Consider the following 26,373-nt stretch of genomic DNA (forward strand, 5'->3'; position numbering starts at 1 on the left):
TTTTGACAAAGCGCAAGCCATGCGAAACCTGCTCATGTTTTAGCTATATAAAATTAACGAACCGTTGGTTTGTCATGCGGATTTACTTTTCTTGCTTTGCGCGCAAGTCTCTGTAAAAAAATACAAAATTGAATCAGTATATGCTAAATAACGCTTGCGGACAGCGAGCCGGTCTTTCGTCTGCCTGTGGCCCTTCCTCCAAAAAAAAGCGGGGCCGAAGCCCCGCGCGTCGTCGTCCATGCTTGTTTGGCCGTCTCAGAACTCTTCCCAGTCGTCCTTGACGGCGGCGTTGCCATGCGAGACGGCTTTGGCGGCAGGGCGGGCCGCGACGGGGCGAGAGACTGCCGTGCTGGCCGCCGCCGGACGCGCCATGGCTGCAGCCGTCTGGCGAAGCGCTGCCGTCTGGGCGGCCGCGCCATGCTCCAGGCGGAACTGTGCCACGAGATCGCGCAGCTTGCCGGCTTCCTGGGCGAGCGAAGCTGCGGCGGCGGTGGACTGCTCCACCATGGCGGCGTTCTGCTGGGTGGTCTGGTCCATCTGGTTGACGGCAGTGTTGACTTCCGCGAGCCCGGTCGATTGTTCGCGCGCCGAAGTGGCGATGGATTCCATGTGGCGGTTGATCGTGCCGATATAGCCGCCGATGGTCTTCAGCGCCTCGCCGGTGTCGCGCACCAGTTTCACGCCGTTTTCGACTTCCGAGGTCGAATTCTGGATCAGCCCCTTGATTTCCTTGGCGGCCTTGGCCGAGCGCTGGGCGAGCTCGCGCACTTCCTGCGCCACGACGGCGAAGCCCTTGCCGGCGTCTCCAGCGCGGGCGGCCTCGACGCCGGCGTTCAGCGCCAAGAGATTGGTCTGGAAGGCGATCTCATCGATCACGCCGATGATATTGGAGATCTGCTGGCTCGATTGTTCGATGCGCTGCATCGCCTCTTCGGCATGGGACACGACGCCAGCGGAGTGCGCGGCGCTCTGATTGGCGGCCTGAGCCACGGTGCGGGCCTCGTCGGTCAGCTTGCTGGAGCTTGAGACATTGGCGGTGATCTCATCCAGCGCAGCCGCCGTTTCTTCGAGCGAGGCGGCCTGCTGCTCGGTGCGCTTGGAGAGGTCGGAGGCGCCGGAGGAAATTTCCCGCGTGCCGGAATCGATCGAGCGCGTGGCTTCGGCGACGGAGGCGAGCGTGTCGCGGAGCTGCGAGACCGCTGCGTTGAAATCGAGGCGAAGGCCGTCGAAATCCGCAGCGAAAGATTGCGACAGTTCGACGCCGAGATCGCCATTCGCCAGTTGTTTCAGCCCAGCGGCGAGGCCTGCAGTCGCCTCGGCCATTTCGCCGGCGCGGCGGCGGTCCTGTTCGGCCGCGCGGGCGCGTTCCGCTTCCGTCATGTGGCGGTCCTGGGCGGTCTGCGCTTCGAGGTCGCGGGCTTTGACGCCAGTGTCCTTGAATACCTGCACAGCCCTGGCCATGGCGCCGATCTCGTCGCGGCGATCCGCGCCTTGAACCGATGCTTCGAGATCCCCCTTGGCGAGAATATCCATGGTGGCGGAAAGGGCGCTGATCGGCTTGACGACCGTCGCGCGGACGACAGCGTAACCGATGGCGCAGACCAGCATGAACCCAGCCAGAATCGCGAAGAACACCATCAGAATGGCGTGTTCTGTGGTCGAGGTGATCTTGGCGCTTTCCGTTACCTGCTTGTCGGTCAGTTTAGCGGTGGCTGCGGTGATCGCCTCGGAAACACCGACAATCTCCGGCTGGCAGATCTTGTAGAATTCTCTCTGGATCTTCTGATTGGCTGTCGGGTCCGTCGTGCTCAATCCGGCCGCAATGATATCGCTGCAGGTGACATCAATGACTTTCAAAGCCTGCGCCTTGATGTCCGGAAGCGATGTTTCGGTCGCCGCGGCTGCAATGGCGGTATCCATGAGATCGATAAATCTCCGATGCGCGACATCGAATTCCGCCTTTGCGCTATTCAGAATTTTTGGATCGGAGGCCATGATAATGTCGCCGACAGTGGCGCGGATGGTCTGAAAATTGCGGTTGGCGCGCGCCAAGGACACGGCCGCGACGGATTCGTGCTCTATGAGATCGCTGTATCCGCCATCAATGTCGCTCATGACTGATGCGGAATAGAGCGCCACTGCCAGTGTAAAAAACCCGAAGAGCCCCATAATCAGCAGGAATTTCAGCGTGATCGGAATGTTTTTCATGGAGTTTTCCCTTTTATATTTACGAGCGGCATGCGCCAAATAACAAACCACGAATGGTGTCTACATATTTAATCAAAAACGAACAGTTAACGTGTGGTTGTGGTTCGTGGGGCGTGATTTATTATAATCTATATATTATAATAAAGTGAAATATGTTTTTGCGTGGCTGTTTTACTTAATCGACCGTGCGTGATTGGGCGCTTGGAGAGTATCAGCGTTCTGATTGAAACCAGCGCACAGTCGCTCAAAACAAAACGGCGCGGGACCTTGGCCCCGCACCGTTTTGTCAGAGGAATATCTGCTGATCTCAGAACTCTTCCCAGTCGTCCTTGACGGCGGCGTTGCCATGCGAGGCGGCCTTGGCGGCTGGGCGAGCCGGGGACGGGCGGGCCGGAGCGGTGCGAGAGGCGGACGGGCGGGCGGCCGCAGTGGGACGCGCCATGGCGGCTGCCGTCTGACGAAGCGCTGCCGTCTGGGCGGCCGCGCCATGCTCCAGGCGGAACTGGGCGACGAGATCACGCAGCTTGCCGGCTTCCTGGGCGAGCGAGGCGGCGGCGGCGGTGGATTGCTCCACCATCGCGGCGTTCTGCTGGGTGGTCTGGTCCATCTGGTTGACGGCGACATTGACCTCTGCGAGGCCGGTCGATTGTTCGCGCGCCGAAGTGGCGATGGATTCCATGTGGCGGTTGATCGTGCCGATATAGCCGCCGATGGTCTTCAGCGCCTCGCCGGCGTCACGCACGAGCTTGACGCCGCCTTCGACTTCCGAGGTCGAATTCTGGATCAGTCCCTTGATCTCCTTGGCGGCGCTTGCCGAACGTTGGGCGAGTTCGCGGACTTCCTGGGCGACGACGGCGAAACCCTTGCCGGCTTCGCCAGCGCGCGCCGCTTCGACGCCGGCATTGAGCGCCAAGAGATTGGTCTGGAAGGCGATCTCGTCGATCACGCCAATGATGTTGGAAATCTGCTGGCTGGATTGCTCGATGCGCTGCATGGCCTCTTCGGCATGCGCCACCACCTTGGCGGATTCCGCCGCGCTCTTATTGGCCGATTGCGCCACGCCCCGCGCCTCGTCGGTCAGCTTGCTGGAGCTCGAGACATTGGCGGTGATCTCATCCAGCGCTGCGGCGGTCTCTTCCAGCGAGGCGGCCTGCTGTTCGGTGCGCTTGGAAAGGTCGGAGGCGCCGGAGGAAATTTCCCGCGTGCCGCTGTCCATGTTCTGCACCGCGACAGACACCGAGGCGATGGTCTGGCTCAATTGCTCGACGGTGACGTTGAAGTCGGACCTCAGGCTTTCATATTCGGCGGCGAAGGCCGTGTCGATCCGGCAGGTCAGGTCGCCCGAGGCAAGCTTCTTCAGGCTTTCGCCGAGCGTTGAAGTGGCGATGCGCAGCTGTTCGGCCTCGCGGGCGGCGCGCTGCTGTTCGGCGAGGCGGTTCTGCTCGGCGTCGCTGCGCAGTTGCTCGCTCTGGCTTTCGAGTTGGCGGGCCCGGAGCGCATTGTCCTTGAACACCTGCACCGCAACGGCCATTTTGCCGATTTCGTCGCCGCGGTCGCGGCCGGAAATCTCCAGGTTGAGATCTCCATCAGCCAGCTTCGCCATACCCGACCGCATGATGTCGAGCGGCGCGACAAGCCATGCGCGCACAGCGAAATAGGCGGCTGTCATGATGACCGCAGTGCCGATGATCATGCCTGCAAGTGTAGAGTTGGCGATGAAGAGCGATTGGACCGTCAGGTCGTCGCTGACTTTTGCCGCCACAGCTTCCAGCTCCTTCGTTTTGTCGGCAATGACCTTACTCAATGGCGGAAACTTGGTCTGACATTGGCTTCTGAAGAGCTCGATCGCCTTTATGACATCTGCGTCTGTAGTAGTTGCGGCGCCAGCAACGAAGGAAGCCGCGCAATCCTTGTCGAGGATCGTGATACCGAGTTCCCGAAATGTTTTCAGGTCTTGATCGTCTGGGAGCGCCTTTATGGCTGTGTTCGTGAAATCATCGAAGCTTTTTCGCGCAGAGGCAAACTCAGCTTTCGCGGTTTCAACTGCCGTAGGGTCAGAAACCATGATGGTTTCGCCGATCGCCGCTCGGGCGTTCTGGAATGCCCGATTGGACTTTGCGAGAAACTGGGCTGCGCGCTGTTCTGTCACCAGAAGTCCGGAATAGGCTGTATCGACATGCTTGATCTTCTGGCCGGCATAGAACGACGCCGCGACGGCGAAAGCGCCGAAAGCGGCGAGGATCAGCAGGATTTTATAGACGATAGGAAGGTTTTTCATAGCGGTCCTTCATAAGATTGATCCGATCACCCGATTTAGGAGATTGCCTGCGCGAGGCCTGTTCAAGGCTGTTCGTCGCATGCCCCGGCGAAATCATTTCGCTATGTCTCACCTCGGAAGGTGCGGTGGTGGCAGTCGCCGGTCAGCTCTTTGCAGCGCGCGACGGTCGATGGTTAAGGATACGAAAAACTTATTTAGGGAAGCTTAATATATCATTTTCTAATTCGACTTATGGCGTTGTAAAATAAGCGTCTCCAATGCAAAAACGCGGAGCAATGCCCCGCGCTGTGGTGTTCAGGCAATGAGTTCTTTCGTTCAGAACTCTTCCCAGTCGTCCTTGACGGCGGCATTGCCATGCGAGACGGCCTTGGCGGCTGACCTAGCCGGAGCCGGGCGGGCGGCGGCCGGTCTGGAGGATGAGACGGGCCGCGCCATCGCGGCTGTCGTCTGGCGAAGCGCTGCCGTCTGGGCGGCCGCGCCATGCTCCAGGCGGAACTGGGCGACGAGCTCACGCAGCTTGCCGGCTTCCTGGGCGAGCGAGGCTGCGGCGGCGGTGGATTGCTCCACCATGGCGGCGTTCTGCTGGGTGGTCTGGTCCATCTGGTTGACGGCGACATTGACCTCTGCGAGGCCGGTCGACTGTTCGCGCGCCGAGGTGGCGATCGATTCCATATGGCGGTTGATCGTGCCGATATAGCCGCCGATCGTCTTCAGCGCCTCGCCGGTGTCGCGTACCAGTTGCACGCCGCTTTCCACCTCGGTGGTGGAGTTGCGGATCAGCGACTTGATTTCCTTGGCGGCGTTGGCCGAGCGCTGCGCGAGTTCGCGGACTTCTTGGGCAACGACGGCGAAACCCTTGCCGGCTTCGCCCGCTCGGGCCGCCTCGACGCCGGCGTTGAGCGCCAAGAGATTGGTCTGGAAGGCGATCTCGTCGATCACGCCAATGATATTGGAAATCTGCTGGCTGGATTGCTCGATGCGCTGCATCGCCTCTTCGGCATGCGCCACCACCTTGGCGGATTCGGATGCGCTCTGATTGGCCGATTGCGCCACAGTGCGGGCCTCGTCGGTCAGCTTGCTGGAGCTCGAGACATTGGCGGTGATCTCGTCGAGCGCGGCGGCCGTTTCTTCGAGCGAGGCGGCCTGCTGTTCGGTGCGCTTGGAGAGGTCGGAGGCGCCGGAGGAAATTTCCCGCGTGCCGCTATCCATATTCTGCACGGCGACAGACACCGAGGCGATGGTCTGGCTCAATTGCTCGACGGTGACGTTGAAGTCGGACCTCAGGCTTTCATATTCAGCGGCGAAGGCCGTGTTGATCCGGCAGGTCAGGTCGCCAGAGGCAAGCTTCTTCAGGCTGTCGCCGAGCGTTGAAGTGGCGATGCGCAGCTGTTCGGCCTCGCGGGCGGCGCGCTGTTGTTCGGCGAGCCGGCTTTCTTCGGTCGCGCCTCGGGCGGCGCGCGCCTCTTCCTCAAGCCGTTTGTTGTTGACGGCGTTCTGGCGGAACACTTCGACCGCGCCGGCCATGGCGCCCACTTCGTCGGCGCGTCCGGCAAAGGGGATCTCGGTCGTGATATCGCCTTCGGCCAGGCGGCGCATGGCGGCTGTGATGCGCTGGATCGGGTTGGCGACGCCTGAGACGGCGACGAACATGCCAATAATCCCAATTGCGGATGCGACGATGGAAATCGCCAGCGTCGCCATGAAGTCGAAGCCCGCCGAAGCTTCGGCGTCCTTCACCGTGTCATGGGCGTTGCCGACCACGAAATCCACCAGTTCGTTGATCTTGGTGTTGACCGCGTCCGCCCGCGGCTTCAACTCACTGCGAAAATAGGGAAAGGCCTGCGATTTCTTGTCGGCTTTGACCAGATCGACAAAACCCTGTGCGGCTGCGTAATAGTCGGCAATCAGCGGCTTGATCTCGTTGATCAGAGCGCGACCCTTTTCCGTCCGGACACCGCTTTCATAATTGGCAATCGATTTGTCGAGTTCGTCCTTGGCCGTGGCCAGGTTCGTTTCTTCGGCAACGAAGTCGTCCTTGTTGCCGATCATCGCGTGACGGGCGAGCGCCAGCCTGACATTGGCGAAACTCCCCTTGATCTCGCGCGCGTTCAGCAGTCGCTCAACCCAGTAATCGCCGATGTCGGCGGTTGCCGCGCCCATGGTTGCCATGCTGCGCAGGGAAACTGCGGAGAGCGCGATGACGGAAATGACAATCGCCCCCATTATGCCAATCATCATCGTCTTTATGTCAGGTCTGTTCATCTCTTCCCCCATGGATTCTGAGGGGGAATTATATGCTTAACTCATAAATAAATTCCTTATGTCTAAAATAGGGTGAAGATGGAATTGGCGCTGGACGCGTCTCTCTTGCCGCCCGCCTCTTGTCTTCCTCGTCGGAAGCTGATCAACCGGCGCTTTGATCCAGGAACGCACGCCATGACTGAACTTCGCCGCCTCGACCAGCTTCTCATCGAAAGAGGCCTGTTCGAAAGCCGCTCTCGCGCCGCCGACGCCATCAAGCGCGGGGCGATCACCGTGGATGGCGCTGTCGCGACCAAGCAGGGAGCGCTCGTCCCCGAACTGGCCGATATCCTGGTCGACGATCCGGCGCGCGCCTATGTCTCGCGCGCCGCGCTCAAGCTCAAGGCGGGGCTCGAGGCTTTCGGCCTGTCGCCTGCGGGTCTCGATTGTCTGGATATCGGCGCCTCCACCGGCGGCTTCACCCAGGTGCTGTTGGAGGAGGGCGCGGCCCATGTCACGGCCGTCGATGTCGGCCATGGACAAATGGCTCCGCGCATCGCCAATGATCCCCGCGTCGCCAATATCGAAAGCGTCAATGCGCGCGCGCTCGACGCCGGTCATCTCGGTGGCCGCACGATCGGCGCCGTTGTCTCCGACGTCTCCTTCATTTCGCTGAGGCTGGCGATGCCGCCGGCGCTTGATCTCGCAGCGCCCGGCGCCTGGTGTCTGCTGTTGGTCAAGCCGCAATTTGAGGTCGGTCGCGAAGGCGTCGGCAAGGGCGGCCTGGTGCGCGACAAGCGTCTGGCCGACAAAACCGTCGCGGATATGGTCGATTGGCTGAATTCGCTTGGCGGATGGGAAAGCCTGGGTGTAAGCCCCTCTCCAATTTCCGGCGGCGACGGAAATTCCGAATATCTCCTGGCCGGAAGAAAAACATGAGCGCAGAACAACTGACCATTCACGCCATCGGCGCTGAGGGCGACGGCATCGCCCGCAGCGAATCCGGTCCTGTTTTCGTGCCGTTCACGCTGCCCGGCGAAGAGGTGGCGGTGGCGCGCGTCAAGAACCAGGCGTCCGTCATGTCCTGGTCGACGACATCTCCCGACCGGGTGACGCCGCCCTGCAAGCATTTCGGCCCCGAGGGCCAGGGCGGCGCCTGTGGCGGCTGTTCGTTGCAGCATTGGGCGGATGCGCCCTATCAGGCCTATAAGCGCGATCTCGTGGTCGCGGCGCTGCGTCAGCACCGCATCGAAACCGAAGTCCTGCCGCTGATCGCCTGCGCGCCGGGCGAACGTCGCCGCGTGACCATGTCCGGGCGTCCGACCGACAAGGGCCTGATGCTCGGCTTCATGCAGGCCGGCAGCCATCATATTGTCGCCGTTGAGGAATGTCCCATCGCCCATCCGGGCATCGTCAGCCGCCTGCCGGCCATCCGCCGCATCGCCGGCGCGCTGGCCTCGGGCGCCGATCCCTTCCGGGTGACGATCCAACTGACAGCGTCGGGTCTCGATCTCGCCTTCGACGAGATGAAAAAGCCGGACCAGAAGAAGCGGCAGGCGGCCGTCGATCTCTGTCTCAAGGAAAAGGGCGTCGCCCGCATCTCCGTCGCTGACGAGATCCTGGTCGAGCCGCATAAGCCGGTTGTCATGTTCGACCAGATCCCGGTGGTGCTGCCGCCCGGCGGCTTCATGCAGGCCACCGAACGCGCCGAGCAGGCGATGGCCGAGCTCGTGCTCGCCCATGTCGGCAAGGCCAAGCGCGTCGCCGATCTGTTCGCCGGCTGCGGCACATTCTCGCTGCGTCTGGCCCGCAAGGCGCATGTGCATGCCGTGGAATTCGATGGCCCAGCGCTGGCCGCGCTGGATCACGCCGCCCGCAACACCCAAGGGCTGAAGCCCGTTTCCGTCGAGCGCCGCGATCTGTTCCGCCGGCCGATGCAGCCGATGGATCTCAAGCAGATCGACGCTGTCGTCTTCGACCCGCCGCGCGCCGGCGCCGAAGCCCAGGTCCGCGAACTCTGTCGCTCGAAAGTGGCCCGCATCGCCGCCGTCTCCTGTAATCCGACCACGTTCGCGCGCGATCTCGCAATTTTGATCGATGGCGGCTTCACGTTGAAACGCGTCACCCCAATCGACCAGTTCCTGTGGTCGTCGCATGTCGAGGCGGTGGCGCTGCTGGAGCGCTGATCGCCCCAAACAGAAACGCCCCTCGCTGTAGAGGCGAGGGGCGACAGGCGCAGCCAGATACCAAGGAACCTTGGTATGAGGGGGACGGCCCGGGCAAGGATCCGGGCCAGGGGCTTACGCCTTGATCGGGATCGTCTTCATCTGGCGGCGGTTCAGACGATCCTGTTGGAAAGCCGCGCCCGCGCGCTCCAGCGCGGCGATCTGATCGCGCAGCTTCAACTTCATGCGCTTGAGCGCCGTGATCCTGATCGTATCGGGCTGCTTGGCCTTCATCTCGCCTTCGATCTTGCTCTGCAGGATTTCATGGCGGACGCGCAATGCTTTCATGAGCGGGTTCATATCGGTCTCCTTGGTTACGATTATGAATATGGGCTACGTCGCTTGATTGCGCCAATTGATTGATTATATGAATTCGATAGAGAGGAGCTATCGAATGCCCTATCGCCCCACCCATCGCCAGCTGGAATATCTCGTCGCTCTGGGCGATGTCAGGCATTTCGGCGAGGCGGCCCGGCGCTGCCATGTCTCGCAGCCGACGCTGTCGGTGCAGGTGGCGCTGCTCGAAAAGCAATTGGGCGTCACCCTGATCGATCGGTCCGCCACGCAGATCGCGCCCACGCCGATCGGCGACGACATCATCGCGGCAGCCCGCACGCTGTTGTTGGGGCTGGACGAGATCGTCGCGCTGGCGTCATCGGGCCGGAAAAACCTTGGCGGCCTGATCCGTCTCGGCATTGCGCCGACGGTCGGGCCCTATCTGATGCCCTATTTCCTGCCTGCGCTGCACGCCCGCTACCCGGCTTTGAAAGTGTATCTGCGCGAGGACCGTCCGACCGCGCTGGAAGATCGCATCCGCACTGGAGACATCGATTGCGCGCTGGGTCCGCGTCCCCCAGACGAGAGCAGTTTCGCCTATGCGCCGATCTGCCGGGAAGAGATCATGCTCGGCCTGCCGAGTGGTCACCGTCTCGCCGGACGCGACGAGATCACGCTGGCCGAACTCTCGGGCGAAACCCTGCTGACGCTCGGGCGCGGCCACCGCCTGTTTGAAAATGTCCGCGGCCTCGCCGAAGCCTCGGGCGCTGTTTTCGCCGAAAATTACGAAGGCACCAGCCTCGACGCCATCCGCCAGATGGTGGCGATCGACATGGGCATGTCGCTGTTTCCGGAACTCTATATCCGCTCGGAATTTCTGAAGGAGCAGAATGTCGCGCTCGCCCGCATCCGCGACTGGCCGATCTGGCGCGACATCGGCCTCTACTGGCGCGCCTCAAGCGCCCGCAAGCCGCATTACGAGGTGCTGGCGGAGATGGCGCAGGCGACGGCGCGGGATCTGTTGGGGCGGGAGTGAGAGCCGCTCACACCCACGCAAGCGTGCCGTCGTCCGCGCGGCGCAGGATCTTGTCCTGCGGCACGTCCATCTTGGCGGCGGCGTCCTTGTCCAGCGTGCCGGAGAGCTTGAACAGGCAGCGGATCACGCCGCCATGGCAGACGGCGACGGTGGGGCGGGTGATGGCGCGAAACCAGGAGCCTACCCGCCAGGAGAGGATCTCATAGCTTTCGGCATTGTCGCCCGGCGGGATGAAATCCCATTTCTGCCGCTTGCGCGCCTTCACTTTGTCTGGCGTGTCGACGGAGATTTCAGCCGAGGTCCGGCCTTCCCAATCGCCGAAGCAGATTTCCTTGAGGCGGTCCTCGATCTCGTAGGCGAGGGGATCGACGCCGGCGGAGCGGCGCAGGATTTCCATCGTCTCGCGGGCCCGGCCGAGCGGGCTGGAGACGAAGTGGAAGCCGGTGAGGTCGGCCTCGAGGCGGGCGAGCGCCACGCCGTTTTCGGCCGCCTGCTGGCGGCCGAGATCGTTGAGCGGAATATCCTTCTGGCCCTGAAGCCTCCACTCGGCGTTCCAGGCCGTCTGGCCATGGCGGATGATGTAGAGGCTCACAGGGGCTCCCGAAAAAGGATCAGTCCTTGACGACGCTGATGTCGGGCGCGTCCACCGCCTTCATGCCGACGACGTGATAGCCGGAATCGGCGTGGTGGGTTTCACCAGTGACCGAGCGCGACAGATCCGACAGCAGGTAAAGGCCGACATCGCCGACCTCCTCGATGGTGACGGTGCGACGCAGCGGCGCGTTATACTCGTTCCACTTGAGGATATAGCGGAAATCGCCAATGCCCGAGGCGGCAAGCGTCTTGATCGGCCCGGCGGAGATCGCGTTGACGCGGATGTTCTTCGGTCCGAGGTCGACGGCGAGATACTTCACGCTGGCTTCCAGAGCAGCCTTGGCGACGCCCATCACGTTATAATTCGGCATCACCTTTTCGGCGCCGTAATAGGTCAGCGTCACCATCGCGCCGCCATCCGTCATCAGCTTTTCGGCGCGACGGGCGACAGAGGTGAAGGAATAGACCGAGATGCGCATGGTCTTGTCGAAATTGCCGGGCGTGGTGTCGACATAGCGGCCGGTCAGCTCGTCCTTGTCGGAAAAGCCGATGGCGTGCACCAGAAAGTCGATCTTGCCCCAGATCTTTTCGATCTCGGCGAAGGCTGCGTCGATGCTGGCTTCATCCGACACGTCGCAATCACCGGCGACGATTGCGCCGATTTCGGCGGCAAGCGGCTCGACGCGCTTCTTCAACGCTTCACCCTGATAGGTCAGAGCGATTTCGCCGCCCTGCGCATGGATGGCCTTGGCGATGCCCCAGGCGATCGAACGGTTGTTGGCGACGCCCATGATGACGCCGCGCTTGCCCGCCATCAGTCCGGCAGATTGTACCATGAAGACCTCTCCAGATAAGACGAATGTCGAACGCCTATCGCACAGGGAGGATGGCGGTTCAAGCGCCGGCCGCTTCATCAATTGTTTGCAAATGTAAGAATTGTCTATTTGCCGCCTTCAACCAGCCGCAATAGGCGAACGCGCCGGGATGCACACTGAATTCTTTTACAAAAGCGTCACAAATACAGGCCGTTCTTCATCGAACGCATCAAATCGATCACTTTTTGGTCCGGATGGTCCCAGAGCAGCACCCGCACCTCGGCGATCAGGTCGCCGCGCTTGTCCTTGGAAATGGGCAGGCCTTTGCCGGCGATGCGGGCCCGGTATTGCGAGCCGGACCAGGGTGGAATCGTCACTTTCGCTTCGCCATCCGGCGTCGTCACCGTCGCCTCGCAGCCGAGCACGGCGTTTTCGATGTCGATGTCGACATAGGTCAGGAGATCGCCGCCGTCCCAGCGGAACCATTTATGCGGCTTGATGCGCAGGGTCGCAACCACGTCGCCGCGCTTCATGCCGGGCAGGCGGTGGCCATAGCCTTCCACCCTGACCACGCTGCCGTCATGCGCGTTCTCGGGCAGGGGGATGCTGATCATCTTGCCGTCCGGCAGTGTCACGGTCGGGTTGAGACGCTTGAGCAGGTCCTCGATGCTCACGGGCGCGTCGAGCACCAGGTCTGGCGCGCGCTCGGGGGCTGTCGCCGGGCGGATCAACCGCTTGAACACATAGGAGATGAGATCGAGCGCTGGCGAAACCTTGATCTCGCCGCCTTCCGGCTCGGGCTCCGCATTGGGCTGGGCGCGGGTCGCTGCGCGTTGTTCCGTGCGGGCCTCCGCGCGCGGCTCGGTCTTCGGCTCGACGCGGGGATCGGCCTTCTTGTCGCCGGCCGAAGCGGGCTGTTCGGGGCCTTTTTTGCCGCCGAACATCTTGGCCAGCACATCCTCGGCGCTTTCATGCTTCTCCGCGCCTTTTTGAGCCTGTTCGGCTTCCACGGCGGCTGCGGCGGCGGCGGCCCGGGCGCGGGCCGCGCGGGCCTCTGCTTCCATGCGGGCGCGCTCGGCGCGCTGCTCCATGAAGGTCTTTTCCTTGCTGGCGGTGGTCTGGCCGGAGGAGCGGGCGCGGGCCTGATCGAAGCGGCGCCGCTTTTCGGGATCGCGCAGAATGTCATAGGCTCGGCCGACTTCGCTGAAGCGGCTCGTGGCTGTCGGGTCGTCCGGATTCTGGTCGGGATGCAACGCCTTGGCGGCGGCTCGCCAAGCAGCCTTGATTTCGTTTTGGTCGGCGTTTCGGCTGACGCCGAGAACCGAATAGGGATCACGCATGACTATCCACCCTGACTAACGCCGCCGCCGCCGCCGCTCCTTCAGACGGGCGGTCAGTCGGCTTCCTTGAAATTCACGAGACGCCATTCTCCTTCGTCCACAAGACAGGCCTTGCCCGAAAAATTGGAGATGCCGCGATAGGAATGACGCGTCGTCGTGAATGTCCGGCAGGCAAAGCCGCCATCCGCTTCTTCCGTGATCGCACTGATAACCCCGGCGCTGCCGGTGTTCGCATTAGCCCAGGGTATGGACGCCGCTCCCATTTTCGTCAGGTCGACCGAACTCACGGCGTTACGGACGGTGATTTCGTCCGATTCCTTTTCTGTCGGCGCCGAAGACTTGGGCGCCACTGAATTGGTGGTGAGAGAACGATCGGCGCTGTCGAGGCTCGGCATCATGCCGCCGCCGAAGCAGCCCGACAGGCAAACCGGCAACAAAATCATCGCTGCCGTCCGGAGGACGGCGACAAAATGACCCTTTTGGGCGCCGGTTCGCTTTGATATGTGTCGCAACAGCTACGGCCCGATTACTCAAACTTATGATAAGGCATTTGGCGGACTATGAGCGACAATGAGTTAAGAAGCGGTGACTTCACCGATGAAAATGAGCCCTTTTCTCTGTTTGGCGCATGGCTGAAGGATGCCGAGGCGGCGGAAGTCAACGATCCCAACGCCTTGGCGCTGGCGACCGTCGATGAGGATGGTCTGCCGAATGTCCGCATGGTTCTCCTGAAGGGCTTCGACGCCGACGGTTTCGTGATCTACACCAATTATGAGAGCACGAAGGGTAGGGAGCTTCTGGGTCAAAAAAAGGCGGCCATGGTGTTTCACTGGAAATCCCTGCACAGGCAGATCCGCATTCGCGGTCCGGTGGAGCCGGTGTCGGACGCCGAGGCCGACGCCTATTTCGACAGCCGCCCGCGCGGCTCGCGCATCGGCGCCTGGGCGTCCAAGCAATCGCGGCCGCTTGAAGGTCGCTTCGCGCTGGAAAAGGCGGTGACCGAATACACCGCGAAATTCGGCATCGGCTCCATCCCCCGGCCGGAATACTGGTCGGGTTTCCGCCTGAAGCCGGTGTCGATCGAATTCTGGCACGACCGCCCCTTCCGTCTTCACGATCGGGTGGAGTTTATCCGGGCGGACGCGGGTTGGGAGAAGGTGCGGAAATATCCTTGATCAGCCCATCAGCTTAAACGGCAGCCCCGAGGCCAAAGCGCGCACATAGCGCGCTTTCTGATACAACCCGTTCAACGACACGCGCGGCAGCGCCTGCATGTCGGCCGCTCCGCCGGCGCGCAGCGTGCCCGGCCGGGTGGTGACTCCAATCAGCCCGTGCCGTTTCAACCGCTCGCGCTCGCGCGGCGACACGGAGCGGGCGTCGCCATAGGGATAGGCGAAGCTGCGGCAGGGGCGGCCTGTCAGTTCCGCCACATAGGCGGCCGAATCTGCGACTTCGGCCTCGGCTTCGGCGTCGGCCAGACGCGCCAGGCCGCGATGGCTGACCGTATGAGCGCCGTATTGGGCGAGGGGATCTCCGGCCAGGTCCAGCAATTCGGCTTTCGTCATCACGAGATCGCGGCAGACTTCGAGCGCATCGACGCCGTTGCGAGCGGCCAGCGCATCGATCGCCGCCACGGCTGCCGATTCGTCGATCCGGTTGATGATGTTGGACAAGCGATCGAAGGCCACCTGTTTCTGGGCGACCGTCGCGGTCGGCAGGTTTTCGATTCCGCGGCCGAAATCGAAGTCGATGCGGTCGACCTGCCGCAACAGCGCGGCGAGCGTTTCCCACCAGGCGCTATGACTGGCGTCGCTCAATCCCTTGGAGATGAAGATCGTATAGGGCGCGCCATGGGTCGCAAACACCGGCCTGGCATGTAGCGCGTTGTCGCGAAAGCCGTCGTCGAGCGTGAAACAGGCGAATCGTCGCCCGGTCGGGGGCGCCAGCAGCCTTTCGGCTGCGGCCTCCAGCGAGACGAAATCATAATCAAGTTCCCGCAGCGCCACCAGCACCGCATCGAGAAAGCCAGGCGTCACGTCGAGAATGCGGTTGGGTTGGAACGCGGCGGCGGAGGCCGGCCGCACATGGTGAAGGGTGAAAATCAGGCCGTCGCCCGCCGCATCCTTGCCGACGCCGAAGCGCGAAAGAATCGCCGCGAGTTCCAGACCCGCGGTGATGGCGGCCTGTCGGGCGACGGGCCTGATCCTGTGAACAATCCCATCGGTCATCAGAGATCCATTGAAAAGGAGCGATTGCCTCAGCTTTATCGCTCGGCTGTTAATTGAAGATTGAAATTACTACTCGACGATCTGCAGATCGTTGATCACCCGCTTGCCGTCGCTTTCGGTGTAGAACACCACGACCTTCACGCCCTTCTTCAGGCCTTCGAAATTGAATTCCTCAGGCGCGATATATTTCTTGCCGTCGGCGAGCGTGAGCGTGAGGTTGTTTTCGTCGACGCCTTCGATCACGGCTTCGACATCGGCGCTTTCGGCGGAGCCGGGCTGCGGCAGGAGAAAGAAAGCTGCTCCTATCAGCATGGCGATGAGAATGCGCATTTTCGTCCCCACGAATATGGTCTTCAATAAAAGATGCATCCTATGTCCCCTGAGAATGTGGCGAAAATTTCCCTCAATTTGGATTTTCCGCAGCCAAAGTGTTAACACGCGCCCCGACCGGCGCAAGCGGCCTTGTTGGACCCCTGATGCGGATTTGCGATTTCGCGGCGTCGAAAAAGCTTCAAATTTGCCAAATGAGGCTCTATGTGTGCCGGCGGCGCCGTTGCGGCGGACCGCCATTTCGATCGGAAGAAATCAGTTCATGTCGCACAATACTTTCGGCCATCTGTTTCGCGTCACCACCTGGGGGGAGAGCCACGGTCCGGCGCTCGGCTGTGTGGTCGATGGATGCCCTCCTGGAATTCGCTTCACGCTTGCCGAGATCCAGCACTGGATGGACAAGCGTAAACCCGGCCAGTCGAGCTTCGTTACCCAGCGCCGCGAGGAGGATCTGGTCAAGGTTCTCTCCGGCGTGATGCCCGAGGCGGACGGCGAGACCTATGTCACGACAGGAACGCCGATTTCGCTGATGATCGAGAACACCGACCAGCGCTCCAAGGATTACGGCGAAATCGCCCGGCAATATCGTCCCGGCCATGCCGATTACGCCTATGACGTCAAATACGGCGTTCGCGACTATCGCGGCGGCGGCCGGTCCTCGGCCCGCGAAACCGCCGCCCGCGTCGCCGCCGGCGGCCTGGCCCGCAAGGTGGTTCCGGGCGTGATCGTGCGCGGCGCGCTGGTGCAAATCGGCGTCCACAAGATCGACCGCGCCAATTGGGATTGGGCCGAGGTCGACAACAACCCGTTCTTTTGCCCCGACCCGGCCATGGTCCCGGTCTGGGAGGAGTATCTTTCCGACATTCGCAAGAGAGGCTCCTCCATCGGCGCCGTCATCGAAGTCGTGGCCGAAAATGTGCCGGCCGGCATCGGCGCGCCGATCTATAGCAAGCTCGATCAGGACATCGCCTCGTTGCTGATGTCGATCAACGCGGTCAAGGGCGTCGAGATCGGCAATGGCTTTGGTGCGGCCGAAATCACCGGCGAGGAAAACGCCGATGAAATGCGCATTGGCGCCGACGGCAAGCCGGTCTTCCTGTCCAACAACGCCGGCGGCGTGCTGGGCGGCATCTCGACCGGCGAGCCGATCGTGGCGCGCTTTGCAGTGAAGCCCACTTCGTCGATCCTCACCGAGCGCGCCTCCATCGATGCCGAAGGGCGTGAAGTCAATGTTCGCACCAAGGGCCGCCACGACCCCTGCGTCGGAATCAGGGCGGTGCCTGTCGGCGAGGCGATGCTGGCTTGCGCGATTGCCGATCATTATCTGCGGGACAGAGGCCAGACGGGCCGTTTGAAATAGGGAGTAACCAATGGCCTATGACCAGAAGCGCGTCGTCGACGCGATCCGCGCGTTTGAAAAAGGCGAAATCATCGTCGTCACCGATGACGACGATCGCGAGAACGAAGGCGACCTGATCGTCGCCGCCGTCCATTGCACGCCGGAAAAGATGGCGTTCATCGTGCGCCACACGTCGGGCATCGTCTGCACGCCGATGCCGCGCGAGGAAGCCAAGCGCCTGAACCTGAACGCCATGGTGGCGGAAAACGACAGCGCCCACACCACGGCCTTTACCGTCTCGGTGGATTTCAAGCACGGCACGACGACCGGCATTTCGGCCGACGACCGCACGCTGACCGTGCGCAATCTCGCCAATCCCAACGCCTCCGCCTTCGATTTCGTCCGTCCCGGCCACATCTTCCCGCTGGTGTCGCGCGAGGGCGGCGTGCTCATGCGTTCTGGCCACACCGAAGCCGCCGTCGACCTCTGCAAGCTTGCCAGCCTGCCGCCGATCGGCGTGATCAGCGAACTGGTCAATGACGACGGCACGGTGATGCGCGGCCCGCAGGTGGCCTCTTTCGCCGAGCAGCATGACCTCAAGCAGGTGTCGGTTGCCGATCTCATCGCCTATCGTCAGCGCAAGGAAACGCTGGTCGAGCGTGTGGCGAGCTTCGACGTCGACACCGAATTTGGTCCGGCCAAGGCGCATGCCTTCACGCTGCCCTGGGATCCCATGCAGCATCTCGCCATCGTCTATGGCGACATCCGCGACGGCGAGGATGTGCTGGTGCGGCTGCATACCGAGAATGTCGCAGGCGATGTGTTCAGCGCCGCCCGTCCGGTCAGCAAATTCATGGAAAAGATCGCCAGCGCCAAGCGCGGCGTCATCGTCTATCTGCGCGAAGGTTCTGTGGGCGTCGGCGCTTCCGAGCATAATCGCAAGATCGGCCATGGCCGCGAAGGCCATGAACAGGCCCAGGCCCGCGACAGCGAATGGCTGGAAATCGGTCTCGGCGCGCAGATCCTCAAGGATCTCGGCATCAGCTCGATCCAGTTGATGGCGTCGCGCGAGCGTCATTATGTCGGCCTCGAAGGCTTCGGCATCAAGATCGCCCGGACGGAGCTCACCTGATGTTCGTGCTGCATGTCGGTCCGCACAAGACCGCGACGACCTGGCTGCAGCACAATTTCCACGCCAATGCCCGCGCTCTGGAAGGCGCGGGCTGGTTTTATCCGCAGACCGGGGAGCGGGTGCGGGTCGCCCATCACGATCTCTCCGACAATGCCGCCGAGATTCTCGACGATGCCTCGGAAAAGGTCGCGGAAATCCGCCGTATCGCCGAGAAGGCGCGCGTGGCGGGGCTGAGCCTGCTGTTATCGTCAGAAGGGTTTCGCAACTGGAAGCCTGCCGAGATCGCGCGGCTCCGCGATTTGGTCGGCCAGGAGATGCGGATCGTCTATTGCCTGCGCGATCCAGCCTCGTTGCTCTATTCCTTCTGGGCGCAGCAGATCAAGACCGGTCAGAAACTGTCGTTTCCCGCCTTTCGAAACCGGCATTTCAAGGCGCGGATGAAATCCCGCATCCTCAATCCGCTCGTCGAAGTCGAGGCTCTCGCCGGCATAGCCGGGACAAGTCTGACGCTGTTGGTCTATGATGAGATCCGCCGCCGGAATCTCGATATTTTTGACGTCTTCACAACCGAAATTCTCGATCTTCCACCCCTTCCGCATGTCGATGAAACTTCGACCGCCAATGAGCGCCTGCCTTTGGAGCTTGCGGAATTCATGCGGCTGATGCTGATCCAAGCGGGCGACTGGCGGTCGTTTTCCGACGTCAATATCGGTCGGATGTTCCGGCATTTCCTGGCCGATGACGTCTGTCGCGAGATCGTCGACACCGTTCGCGCCGTCCCCGGCGCCGGCGCCAGCATCAAGATTCCGCGCAAGCGACCGCTCTTCCGCCAGGTGGAAAAGCGTTTGCTGCGGCGGCATCGGGCGCGGCTCATTCCCGCGCCGGGGTCCGAGCAGCTGTTTCTCGACGGTGTGCAGATCTGTGATTTCTATCGCGAAAAACGTCTTCTCGCCGATCCCGCCGTCGCGGCGTTGCTGGATCGGATGAGCCATCTGTTCCGTCCGAAAGGTCCGCGCGTCCTGCTCGCCAATCTTTCCCGCGGCGCGTTGATCGGCTGGCGGCGTTTGCTGAAGCGATTGAGGGGCTAGGCCATGCTGATCGTCCATGTCGGCCCCCGCAAGACCGCCTCGACCTATCTCCAGGCCAATTTCTATCGCAATCGCGGCCTGTTGTGGAAGAAAGGCTGGCTCTATCCGATCCTGTCGCTCAAGGTTCGCAACGCCCATCACGACGTCCGCGCAGCCCTCGACGAAGTGCGTTCTGGAAAGGGGCCGATGGCCGACGCCATTCGCAAGGCCGGCCGCGCCGCCGCCGCGCGCAACGCCAATATCCTCGTCTCGACCGAGAGCTTTTTTCGCTGGAGTCCGGCCGATTTCCTGGCGCTCGGCGCCCTGTTCGGGCAGGACGACATCCGCATGGCCTATGTGTTGCGCGATCCCCTGGCGCTGTTGCCGTCGCTCTGGGGCGAAGCGGTCAAGGGCGGCAAGTCCCAGTCGCTGGCCGATTACGCCGCGCGCCAGATCGCTGATCCCGAAGCCTCGATGGCGCTGAATTGCCTGGTGGAGCTCGGACCGATCCTGGCGGAGCCGCGCCTCAAGGTGATGGCGCTCGACTTCGAGCAGATCAGGCGCGACAGGCGCGATATTTTCTCGGCCTTCTGCTCGGACATCTTGAAAGTTGATGGATTGACGCCTGCGGTCGATACGGCCCGCAACGAGCGGCAGCCGCCCGAGATCTATGACTATCTGCGCATCCTGTCGAAAGCCGGCGGCGCCGAGGTCGGACCGCGCGACATTCTGTTCTGGCGCCGCTTCCTGCGGTCGCATGATCAGGCCGATATAGCGCATATCGCCGAAACCGTGCGCCGGGTTGGCGGCGAAAGCCGCGTCGTCCTGCGCTTTGAGCGGGCGGCGCCCTGGTTCGGCGGCTTGGAGGAACGGGTCCGGAAGGCGCTTGACGGCATGATCTGGCCGCCGCCGTCGCCGCGCCCGCTGTTCGACGGGCCGGATGTCGAGGCGGTGAGCTACGACATCGCGCCGTTCGAGAAACATCCCGAGATCCTGTCCCTGGTCGAGGCGTCGAAGCTAAAACTGAAACGGCAGCCTTTCCGCTGGGGGCGGAGCCGGCTCGCCGCGCTGTTGCGCGCCGCCATGCGCCGCCTCACGGTGTGAACGGGGTGGGGGAGGACCCGCGCTGATGCTGGAAATCTCCCTCGATCGCGCCTGGGCTATCTACAAGCGCGCCTGGCCCTTTTTGCTGTTGCGACTGGCCGCCGGACTGACGGCGGCGCTGGCCTCTCTGTCTGGGCTGATCCTGGGGGCCTGGCTGCTGGAGAGCCTTGCCGGCCGCGGCGGCATTTTCGGCGCATGGGGCGGCCTGATGGGGCTATGGGGCGCCGCCTTCCTCATCAGCCGGCTTCGCTGGCGCGTGCGGCTCGCGGTCGGCCTTCCTCATGCCGCCGCTTTCAACGAAGGCCTGCAGAATTCTCCTCTGGCGCAAGGCGAGGACCAAGTCGCAGAAGCGCAGGCGCTTGTGGCGGAACGATTTTCCGGGCCGGTGCTCCTGTCCGACATGGACCCGCATATTCGCGCCGCCGCCGGCGCCGTGCCCGGTCTCATTGGCGGCGCGAGGCTGTTCATCACCATGCGCGGCCTGGATGGGCTGGCCGCTGTGCTCACCTGGCTGATCTCGCTCGCGATGACCCCTGCCGTCGATCTCGTCTATGCCTATGTGGTTCATCTCCGCGCCGCCAATCCCTGGCAGGCCGCTCGTCAGGGACTTGTTCTCTATGGGCAGAATTCCCGCCGTCTTATCGTCAACGGCATGGCGGCGGCGGCAATGATCTGGAGCGCCACGCTGCTCATGCTGTTGATCCTGGCGCCGCCGATGGGGGGGCTATTTGCGGCTTTTCCCGACAGCGTGTCCAACTGGTCGCTGCTCGGCGCCGTGCTGTTCGCCTGGGCGATCAAGAGCGCCTTCTTCGATCCCTTCGCGCTCGCCGCGCTGACCCCGATCTTCTTCCGGCTGGCGGAAAGCCAAACGCCCGATCCTGAATGGGACCGGGCGCTGTCTGAGATGTCGCCGGCGTTCCGGCGCATCCGCAACCGCGCCGCCGGCTGGAATTTCGAAGCGGCGGCGTTTGGCGAAACGCGGGGCTGATCAGCCCTTGAAGCGGCCTTCCGACACCAGCGCGCGATAGGTCGAGCGCATTTCGCCGCGATCGGCGTAGCAGCCGCGCAGATAGCGGTCGCCTTCGGTGGCCGAATAGGCCGAACGGCCATGCACGATGCGGTGATTGTCGAACACGATGCATTCGGTGGCTTCCAGCCGGAAGCGCATCAGGTATTTGTCCGACTGCAGCATGCGGCCGAAGCGGCAGAAGGCCGGGTAGTAGGTATCGAGGAAGTCCTGCGGCAGGTCGAAAATGTCGGCCATGTGCTGGCTGATCGTGACGCCCGAAACCTCGCCATGCTGGTCGAGTTCGATCACCCGCTGGCGCGAGCGCATGTCGTAGTGGTCGTGCTCGCAGTAATAGGGAATGTCCGTTCCCGACAGCAGCGCGAAATCTTCCGGAAATTCCTTCTTGAGGTCGTTGGCGACAGCCACGCCGTCGAGAAACAGGTTCTGGCCGCCGGAGACGGAATTGGCGCGGCAATGCAGGAACTGCACGCCCGGCGCCTCGTCTTCGGCCGGCGTGTCGGTGTGCATTTCGAGCGCCTTGGCGGTATAGGCGAGGTTGGTCGGCTTGATATGGGTGCGCACGTCGAAATATTCGCCGAAGAAGGTCGGACGCACATGGCCCATCAGCTTGACGAGATCGTCGAGGCCTTCATTGCTGTCGGGCATATCGGTAATGATCGCGACGCCTTCCACCAGCATCGCCTCGATCCATTTGGCCACGAGGGCCTTGTCTGCCTTCAGCGCCGGCTGCGAGAAGCGGGCGATGGAGGGATAGTGGTCCGAATACCAGGCGCGGCGCGGCAGGTCGGCGGGGTCATGACGCTTCTCGCCCTTGGCGTAGAGCGCGAGGAAAGACAGCGCATGCCGCGTCACATGGCCGGACCCGGCCCATTCGATCACCAGCGCTTCGTCCTGGATGGTCGCCTTGGCGGGCTTCGGCGCTTCGGCTTCGTGGAAAATGTCGAACGTGCGTTCGCGCGTCTGGCTGTCGAACGAGCTCGGGCAATTGTCGCGCAGCCAGTAATTGTTGAAATAGGCCACCGTGCCATCGAGCATCGGCACGTTTACGCCTGTCGCGGTCAGGCTCACGCTATGGCTGAGATGAGCGTCCATCTGGTATTATCCTATCCTCTGGAATTAACTTGCGTCGGTCATTTTCTTGAGCCTTGGGAGCGGCTTGCAGCTTGATTTTTAGCAAGCATGGGCGTCTTCTGGAAGCGCGGAAGCTCTAATCATAAGATAAGCATCGGGTTATACTCTTGGCGAAAAATCTTCCCCCTTTGCGGCTTCTCAGCGTGTTCGAGGCGGTGCTGCGCACTGGCGGCGTGCGCGCAGCCGCCCAGGAACTCAACGTCACCCAGCCTGCGATCAGCCAAGCGCTGCGGCAATTGGAGGATCATGTCGGCGCCCGCCTTCTCGATCGGCGCACGCGGCCGGCGGCGCGCACCCAGGCCGGCGAAATTCTGGAGGCGGCCGTCGTTGATGGCCTCGGCCGCATCGCCGACGCCGTCGAACAAATCCGGGGGCTGGAGGCGGCGGGCCATGCGGTCACCATCGCCTGTTCGGTCGGCGTCGCCACCTATTGGCTGATGCCGCGGCTTGCCCGCTTCTCCGCGCTGCAACCGCATGTCGCGGTCAATGTCATGACCACGCCGCAAGGCGCGCCGAGGCTGACGCCGAGCATCGATCTCGCCATCCGCTACGGTCTGGGGCAATGGGGCGACGGGCTGGTGGAGCTGCTGTTTCCCGAACGCGTGGCGCCGGTCTGCAGCCCGGCCTTCCTCTCCCGGCTCATGGACGAGGCCGGCGGAGACCCGATCCGGCTCGATCGCGCCCCGCTCATCCATGTCCGCGCCGAGGATCCGACGTGGCTCGGCTGGCCGGCTTTCCTAAAACAGCGCGGCCTGCCCGAGCCGATTTCGCCAGGCCGGCAATTCACCAATTACGTCCAGGCTACCCAGGCAGCGCTCGACGGGCAGGGCGTGATGCTCGGCTGGCAATCGATCACCGGCGGGTTGATGCGCGAAGGGCGACTGGTTGCGGCGACCTCCGATCAAGTCGTCCCCCGCGAGGGCTTCTATCTGGTGTCCGCCTTCGGCGCTGGCGAGCGTGAAGCGGCGCGCTTGTTGAAGGATTGGCTGCTTGGGGAGGGGTAGGGGCTTTCGCGCAGGCGTTATGTTGACGTCGTGCTCCGCCCCTCATCCCCCTGCCGGGACCTTCTCCCCGCGCATGCGGGGAGAAGGAGGATGGAGCGCCGACATTGCCACACTCGCCCTTCGCCCCGCATGCGCGGGGAGAAGGTGGCGGCAGCCGGATGAGGGGCTGTGCACAATGATCGAGAATGATCAGCAGCGGTGCGCATCGCGAGCCGCCCACCCGTCAACCAAACGCGAAACTTAAGCCTTGGTCCCGCCCACAGTCACATCGTTCATCCGCAAATGCGGCTGGCCGACGCCGACGGGGACCCATTGGCCGCCTTTGCCGCAATTGCCGATGCCGGTGTCCAGGCGCGAGTCGTCGCCGATCATGGTGATGCGCTTCATCGCCTCGGGGCCGTTGCCGATCAGCATCGCGCCCTTGACCGGATAGGCGATCTTGCCGTCCTCTATCATATAGGCCTCGGTGCAGCCGAACACGAATTTGCCGGAGGTGATGTCCACCTGGCCGCCGCCGAAGGAAACGGCGTAGAGGCCGCGCTTGACCGAGGCGATGATCTCGTCCTTGGTCTTGTCGCCCGAGAGCATATAGGTGTTGGTCATACGCGGCATCGGCGTATGCGCATAGGATTCGCGGCGGCCATTGCCGGTCGCTTTCATGCCCATCAGCCGGGCGTTCTGCCGGTCCTGCATGTAGCCGACCAGTTTTCCGTTGTCGATCAGCACGTTATAGGCGGCGGGCGTGCCCTCGTCGTCGATATTCATCGAGCCGCGCGCCTGATCGATCGTGCCGTCGTCGACGACGGTCACGCCGGGAGCGGCGACCATTTCGCCCATCAGACCGGCAAAGGCCGAGGTCTTCTTGCGGTTGAAATCGCCTTCGAGGCCATGGCCTACGGCCTCATGCAGCATCACGCCCGGCCAGCCGTTGCCGAGCACGACGTCCATCGATCCCGCTGGCGCGTCGCGCGCCTCGAGATTGACCAGCGCCTGCCGCAGCGCCTCATCGGCGCCGAAGCGCCAGTTTTCGGGGGAGACGAAATCGCCGAAGCCGCGCCGGCCGCCGACGCCATAGGAGCCGCTTTCCTGCCGGTCGCCGTCGCCGGTGACGACAGAGATATTGAGACGGGTCATCGGCCTGACATCGCGGAAGGTCTCGCCGTCGCCGCGCAGGATCTCGACGATTTTCCAGCCTGCTGTCACAGAGGCCGTCACCTGACGCACTTTGGGATCCTTGGCGCGCAGATAGGCGTCGATCTCGCCGAGCAGGGCGACCTTTTCCTCAAACGACGGTGCGCCGATCGGGTTTTCCTCGCCGTAGCGGCGCGAATTGGAGCGTATGGGCGCCGCCGCCATCGAACCGGAATAGCCGCGGGTCACGGCCGACACGGCGTCCGCCGCCCGCTTCAACGCGCTTTCGGTCATTTCGCCGGAATGGGCGTAGCCGACCGCTTCGCCCGCCACGGCGCGCAAGCCAAACCCCTGGTCGGTGTTGAAGCTGCCGCCCTTGAGCCGGCCATTGTCGAAACTCAGGCTCTCGGCCTCGCCATATTCGAGAAAGAGTTCGCCATCGTCGGCTTGGGCCAGCGTCTCGGATACGAGCGCCTGAGCGCCGGCTTCGGACAGATCGAACTTGGAAAAGATGCTGTGGGTCATCGGGAGCTTTTCTACGATTTGAATCAGGAGTGTAAACTAGGCATGCGCGGGGTTTGGGGCAAGGGCAGGGCTGGTTTCGGTACCTGTTCATCCGCCATCACTGGGCTGTTCGCGGCCCCTTCCTCTGAGCAATGCCTCGAGATCGCTTGCGCCATGGACGACGTGAACGATGTATACGCGGCCCAAGGAGATCTCATAGATGATGAGGTGGTTGCCTTCGACGCGCCTGCGCAGGCCGGTCTCCTCATAACCAGGAAGGACTGAAAACCTCTCTGGCATGTCGCCCAGTGCGCGCATCGATGCTCTGAGGCGGCGAACGATGGAAAGCGCGGCGTTTGGATCCGTCAGGGAAATATAGTCGTTGATCGCTCGAAGGTCGGACGCAGCTTTGAGCGTCAGTACAACCTTCACCGTGCGCCCATCCCGGCAAGCTTGGCTTCCAGAGCGTCAAAAACGTCGTCCATGTCTATGGTCCGACCGGCGGCCACATCGGCGCGCCCTTCTGCGATGGCGGCGTCCAGTGCGCGTAATCGGCTCTCCGCATCGGTGAACTTCAGATCGCGCGCGACGAGATCAACCACATAATCCTCGGGACTTGAAAAACCATGGGCGTCCGCCCGCAGTTTCAGCCGCTCTTTGAGGTCTTCAGGCAATTTCACGGTCATGTCGTTCATCAGCGCCTCCAATTGTGATTGTACCATTGAAGGGATGCGTCGGCTATACCGTGTCGCTTCTTCAAGGCAGCGCGTCATACCCTTCGCCGAAACCCGCGAGATCGACCGGGATGCCGATGCCTTCTTCCGGCGACTGGAAGACGATGAAGGTGGCGGTCTTGCCGGCGCGGAAGGCCTTGAGCAGATTGTCCTCCAGCACCACTTCGGCATAACAGCCGTCGGTGAAGCAGCGGACGAAATAGGCGCGGCCGATATCCTTGCCGTCGATGTTGAGGCCGAGGCCGTTGGGCAGCAGAACGCCGAGCGGCGCGAGCACTCGCAGGATCTTGGCCTTGCGATCGGCCGTCTTCAGGATCACCACCGACAGGCCCACTTCCGGCCGGTCGTCGGCAATGACGTTCTGCATCAGCGCGCATTGTTCTTCATTCGCGCCGGCTGGCTTGTCGCAGACGATCGACCATGCGCCGTGATTGGCTTTCACCGTGCCCGGTTGCTGCGCCTGGGCAGGCTTCGGCGCCGCGGCTGTCTGGGCGAAGGCGGGGCCTGAGCCGGCGAGAAGCCCGGAAAGTAGAACTGTCGCAGCGGCAAGGCGCGACGTTGCGCGGAAATCCATGAAAACCTCGGTGTCGAATCAAGCCAAGCGGTCACCTGCCGACGTCTCTAGA

Annotated in this window: 26 protein-coding genes; 11 read left to right on the forward strand and 15 right to left on the reverse strand. The window is 62.6% G+C overall.

The window, feature by feature from the left end:
* Window positions 1-255: 255 nt before the first annotated feature.
* Together M2360_RS09830 and M2360_RS09835 are read right to left on the reverse strand one after the other, a co-directional pair.
* Window positions 256-2,208: a methyl-accepting chemotaxis protein gene (locus tag M2360_RS09830; RefSeq protein ID WP_280774825.1), complete on the reverse strand. Its 1,953-nt coding sequence runs from the start codon at window positions 2,206-2,208 to the stop codon at window positions 256-258.
* Between the two features lie 307 nt (window positions 2,209-2,515).
* Window positions 2,516-3,970 carry a methyl-accepting chemotaxis protein gene (locus M2360_RS09835; protein WP_280774827.1) on the reverse strand — a complete coding sequence of 485 codons (1,455 nt, stop codon included), beginning with the start codon at window positions 3,968-3,970 and terminating at the stop codon, window positions 2,516-2,518.
* Here M2360_RS09835 and M2360_RS09840 point away from each other — a divergent pair.
* Window positions 3,935-4,501 (forward strand): hypothetical protein, encoded by a 567-nt coding sequence (locus M2360_RS09840; protein ID WP_280774828.1) that lies wholly within the window; start codon window positions 3,935-3,937, stop codon window positions 4,499-4,501. The two genes, M2360_RS09835 and M2360_RS09840, sit on opposite strands and share 36 nt — an antisense overlap.
* Window positions 4,502-4,801: 300 nt before the next feature.
* Here the strand turns inward: M2360_RS09840 and M2360_RS09845 are convergent, their stop codons facing one another.
* On the reverse strand, window positions 4,802-6,748 hold the full coding sequence (locus M2360_RS09845; protein ID WP_280774829.1) for a methyl-accepting chemotaxis protein: 1,947 nt from the start codon (window positions 6,746-6,748) through the stop codon (window positions 4,802-4,804).
* Between the two features lie 174 nt (window positions 6,749-6,922).
* On the opposite strand from M2360_RS09845, the gene M2360_RS09850 reads away from it, so the two are divergent.
* Together M2360_RS09850 and M2360_RS09855 are read left to right on the forward strand one after the other, a co-directional pair.
* Window positions 6,923-7,666: a TlyA family RNA methyltransferase gene (locus tag M2360_RS09850; protein WP_280774831.1), complete on the forward strand. Its 744-nt coding sequence runs from the start codon at window positions 6,923-6,925 to the stop codon at window positions 7,664-7,666.
* A complete protein-coding gene (locus tag M2360_RS09855) occupies window positions 7,663-8,913 on the forward strand; it encodes a class I SAM-dependent RNA methyltransferase (RefSeq protein WP_280774834.1) in 1,251 nt (416 codons plus the stop codon). Before M2360_RS09850 ends, M2360_RS09855 begins: the two co-directional genes overlap by 4 nt.
* Before the next feature lie 114 nt (window positions 8,914-9,027).
* On the opposite strand, the gene M2360_RS09860 is transcribed toward M2360_RS09855, so the two are convergent.
* Window positions 9,028-9,252, reverse strand: coding sequence for a YdcH family protein (locus tag M2360_RS09860; protein ID WP_280774836.1), 225 nt, complete (start codon window positions 9,250-9,252; stop codon window positions 9,028-9,030).
* A 94-nt stretch (window positions 9,253-9,346) separates the two neighbouring features.
* On the opposite strand from M2360_RS09860, the gene M2360_RS09865 reads away from it, so the two are divergent.
* Window positions 9,347-10,264 carry a hydrogen peroxide-inducible genes activator gene (locus M2360_RS09865; RefSeq protein ID WP_280774838.1) on the forward strand — a complete coding sequence of 306 codons (918 nt, stop codon included), beginning with the start codon at window positions 9,347-9,349 and terminating at the stop codon, window positions 10,262-10,264.
* 7 nt (window positions 10,265-10,271) lie between these two features.
* Here M2360_RS09865 and M2360_RS09870 read toward each other — a convergent pair whose 3' ends face one another.
* From M2360_RS09870 to M2360_RS09885, 4 genes are all read right to left on the reverse strand, one after another.
* Window positions 10,272-10,856, reverse strand: a complete 585-nt coding sequence (locus M2360_RS09870; RefSeq protein WP_280774840.1) for a histidine phosphatase family protein — start codon at window positions 10,854-10,856, stop codon at window positions 10,272-10,274.
* Window positions 10,857-10,875: 19 nt separating this feature from the next.
* The gene (fabI, locus tag M2360_RS09875) at window positions 10,876-11,694 is read right to left on the reverse strand and encodes an enoyl-ACP reductase FabI (RefSeq protein WP_280774842.1); all 819 of its coding nucleotides are present in this window, start codon (window positions 11,692-11,694) and stop codon (window positions 10,876-10,878) included.
* A 176-nt stretch (window positions 11,695-11,870) separates the two neighbouring features.
* Entirely contained in the window at window positions 11,871-13,013 is a 1,143-nt protein-coding gene (locus M2360_RS09880; protein ID WP_280774844.1) for a DnaJ C-terminal domain-containing protein, read from the reverse strand.
* A 53-nt stretch (window positions 13,014-13,066) separates the two neighbouring features.
* Entirely contained in the window at window positions 13,067-13,456 is a 390-nt protein-coding gene (locus tag M2360_RS09885; protein WP_280774845.1) for an RT0821/Lpp0805 family surface protein, read from the reverse strand.
* A 117-nt stretch (window positions 13,457-13,573) separates the two neighbouring features.
* On the opposite strand from M2360_RS09885, the gene pdxH reads away from it, so the two are divergent.
* Window positions 13,574-14,188, forward strand: coding sequence for a pyridoxamine 5'-phosphate oxidase (pdxH, locus tag M2360_RS09890; protein WP_280774847.1), 615 nt, complete (start codon window positions 13,574-13,576; stop codon window positions 14,186-14,188).
* On the opposite strand, the gene M2360_RS09895 is transcribed toward pdxH, so the two are convergent.
* Entirely contained in the window at window positions 14,189-15,229 is a 1,041-nt protein-coding gene (locus tag M2360_RS09895; protein ID WP_280774938.1) for a polysaccharide deacetylase family protein, read from the reverse strand.
* Window positions 15,230-15,310: 81 nt separating this feature from the next.
* On the reverse strand, window positions 15,311-15,571 hold the full coding sequence (locus M2360_RS09900) for a DUF1344 domain-containing protein (RefSeq protein ID WP_280774849.1): 261 nt from the start codon (window positions 15,569-15,571) through the stop codon (window positions 15,311-15,313).
* A 262-nt stretch (window positions 15,572-15,833) separates the two neighbouring features.
* Here M2360_RS09900 and aroC point away from each other — a divergent pair, with 262 nt between their 5' ends.
* The 5 genes from aroC to M2360_RS09925 are packed head-to-tail and all read left to right on the forward strand — an operon-like array spanning window position 15,834 to window position 21,201.
* The gene (gene aroC, locus M2360_RS09905; RefSeq protein WP_280774850.1) at window positions 15,834-16,931 is read left to right on the forward strand and encodes a chorismate synthase; all 1,098 of its coding nucleotides are present in this window, start codon (window positions 15,834-15,836) and stop codon (window positions 16,929-16,931) included.
* A 10-nt stretch (window positions 16,932-16,941) separates the two neighbouring features.
* Window positions 16,942-18,042, forward strand: coding sequence for a 3,4-dihydroxy-2-butanone-4-phosphate synthase (ribB, locus tag M2360_RS09910; protein WP_280774852.1), 1,101 nt, complete (start codon window positions 16,942-16,944; stop codon window positions 18,040-18,042).
* On the forward strand, window positions 18,042-19,130 hold the full coding sequence (locus M2360_RS09915; RefSeq protein WP_280774854.1) for a hypothetical protein: 1,089 nt from the start codon (window positions 18,042-18,044) through the stop codon (window positions 19,128-19,130). Before ribB ends, M2360_RS09915 begins: the two co-directional genes overlap by 1 nt.
* A 3-nt stretch (window positions 19,131-19,133) precedes the next feature.
* Window positions 19,134-20,213 carry a hypothetical protein gene (locus tag M2360_RS09920; protein WP_280774856.1) on the forward strand — a complete coding sequence of 360 codons (1,080 nt, stop codon included), beginning with the start codon at window positions 19,134-19,136 and terminating at the stop codon, window positions 20,211-20,213.
* A 25-nt stretch (window positions 20,214-20,238) separates the two neighbouring features.
* Window positions 20,239-21,201 carry a hypothetical protein gene (locus tag M2360_RS09925; protein WP_280774857.1) on the forward strand — a complete coding sequence of 321 codons (963 nt, stop codon included), beginning with the start codon at window positions 20,239-20,241 and terminating at the stop codon, window positions 21,199-21,201.
* On the opposite strand, the gene M2360_RS09930 is transcribed toward M2360_RS09925, so the two are convergent.
* On the reverse strand, window positions 21,202-22,335 hold the full coding sequence (locus tag M2360_RS09930; RefSeq protein WP_280774859.1) for a TauD/TfdA family dioxygenase: 1,134 nt from the start codon (window positions 22,333-22,335) through the stop codon (window positions 21,202-21,204).
* A gap of 146 nt (window positions 22,336-22,481) precedes the next feature.
* Here M2360_RS09930 and M2360_RS09935 point away from each other — a divergent pair, with 146 nt between their 5' ends.
* Window positions 22,482-23,378 (forward strand): LysR substrate-binding domain-containing protein, encoded by an 897-nt coding sequence (locus M2360_RS09935; protein ID WP_280774860.1) that lies wholly within the window; start codon window positions 22,482-22,484, stop codon window positions 23,376-23,378.
* Window positions 23,379-23,618: 240 nt separating this feature from the next.
* Here M2360_RS09935 and tldD read toward each other — a convergent pair whose 3' ends face one another.
* From tldD to M2360_RS09955, 4 genes are all read right to left on the reverse strand, one after another.
* Complete coding sequence (gene tldD, locus M2360_RS09940; RefSeq protein ID WP_280774862.1) at window positions 23,619-25,034, reverse strand: metalloprotease TldD; 1,416 nt, start codon at window positions 25,032-25,034, stop codon at window positions 23,619-23,621.
* An 87-nt stretch (window positions 25,035-25,121) separates the two neighbouring features.
* Complete coding sequence (locus tag M2360_RS09945) at window positions 25,122-25,445, reverse strand: type II toxin-antitoxin system RelE/ParE family toxin (RefSeq protein WP_280774864.1); 324 nt, start codon at window positions 25,443-25,445, stop codon at window positions 25,122-25,124.
* On the reverse strand, window positions 25,442-25,708 hold the full coding sequence (locus M2360_RS09950) for a type II toxin-antitoxin system ParD family antitoxin (RefSeq protein WP_280774866.1): 267 nt from the start codon (window positions 25,706-25,708) through the stop codon (window positions 25,442-25,444). Before M2360_RS09950 ends, M2360_RS09945 begins: the two co-directional genes overlap by 4 nt.
* A 61-nt stretch (window positions 25,709-25,769) precedes the next feature.
* Window positions 25,770-26,321 (reverse strand): invasion associated locus B family protein, encoded by a 552-nt coding sequence (locus M2360_RS09955; RefSeq protein ID WP_280774868.1) that lies wholly within the window; start codon window positions 26,319-26,321, stop codon window positions 25,770-25,772.
* Window positions 26,322-26,373: the final 52 nt, after the last annotated feature.

This window comes from Rhizobium sp. SG_E_25_P2 (assembly GCF_029892285.1).
Taxonomy (GTDB): domain Bacteria; phylum Pseudomonadota; class Alphaproteobacteria; order Rhizobiales; family Rhizobiaceae; genus Rhizobium_E.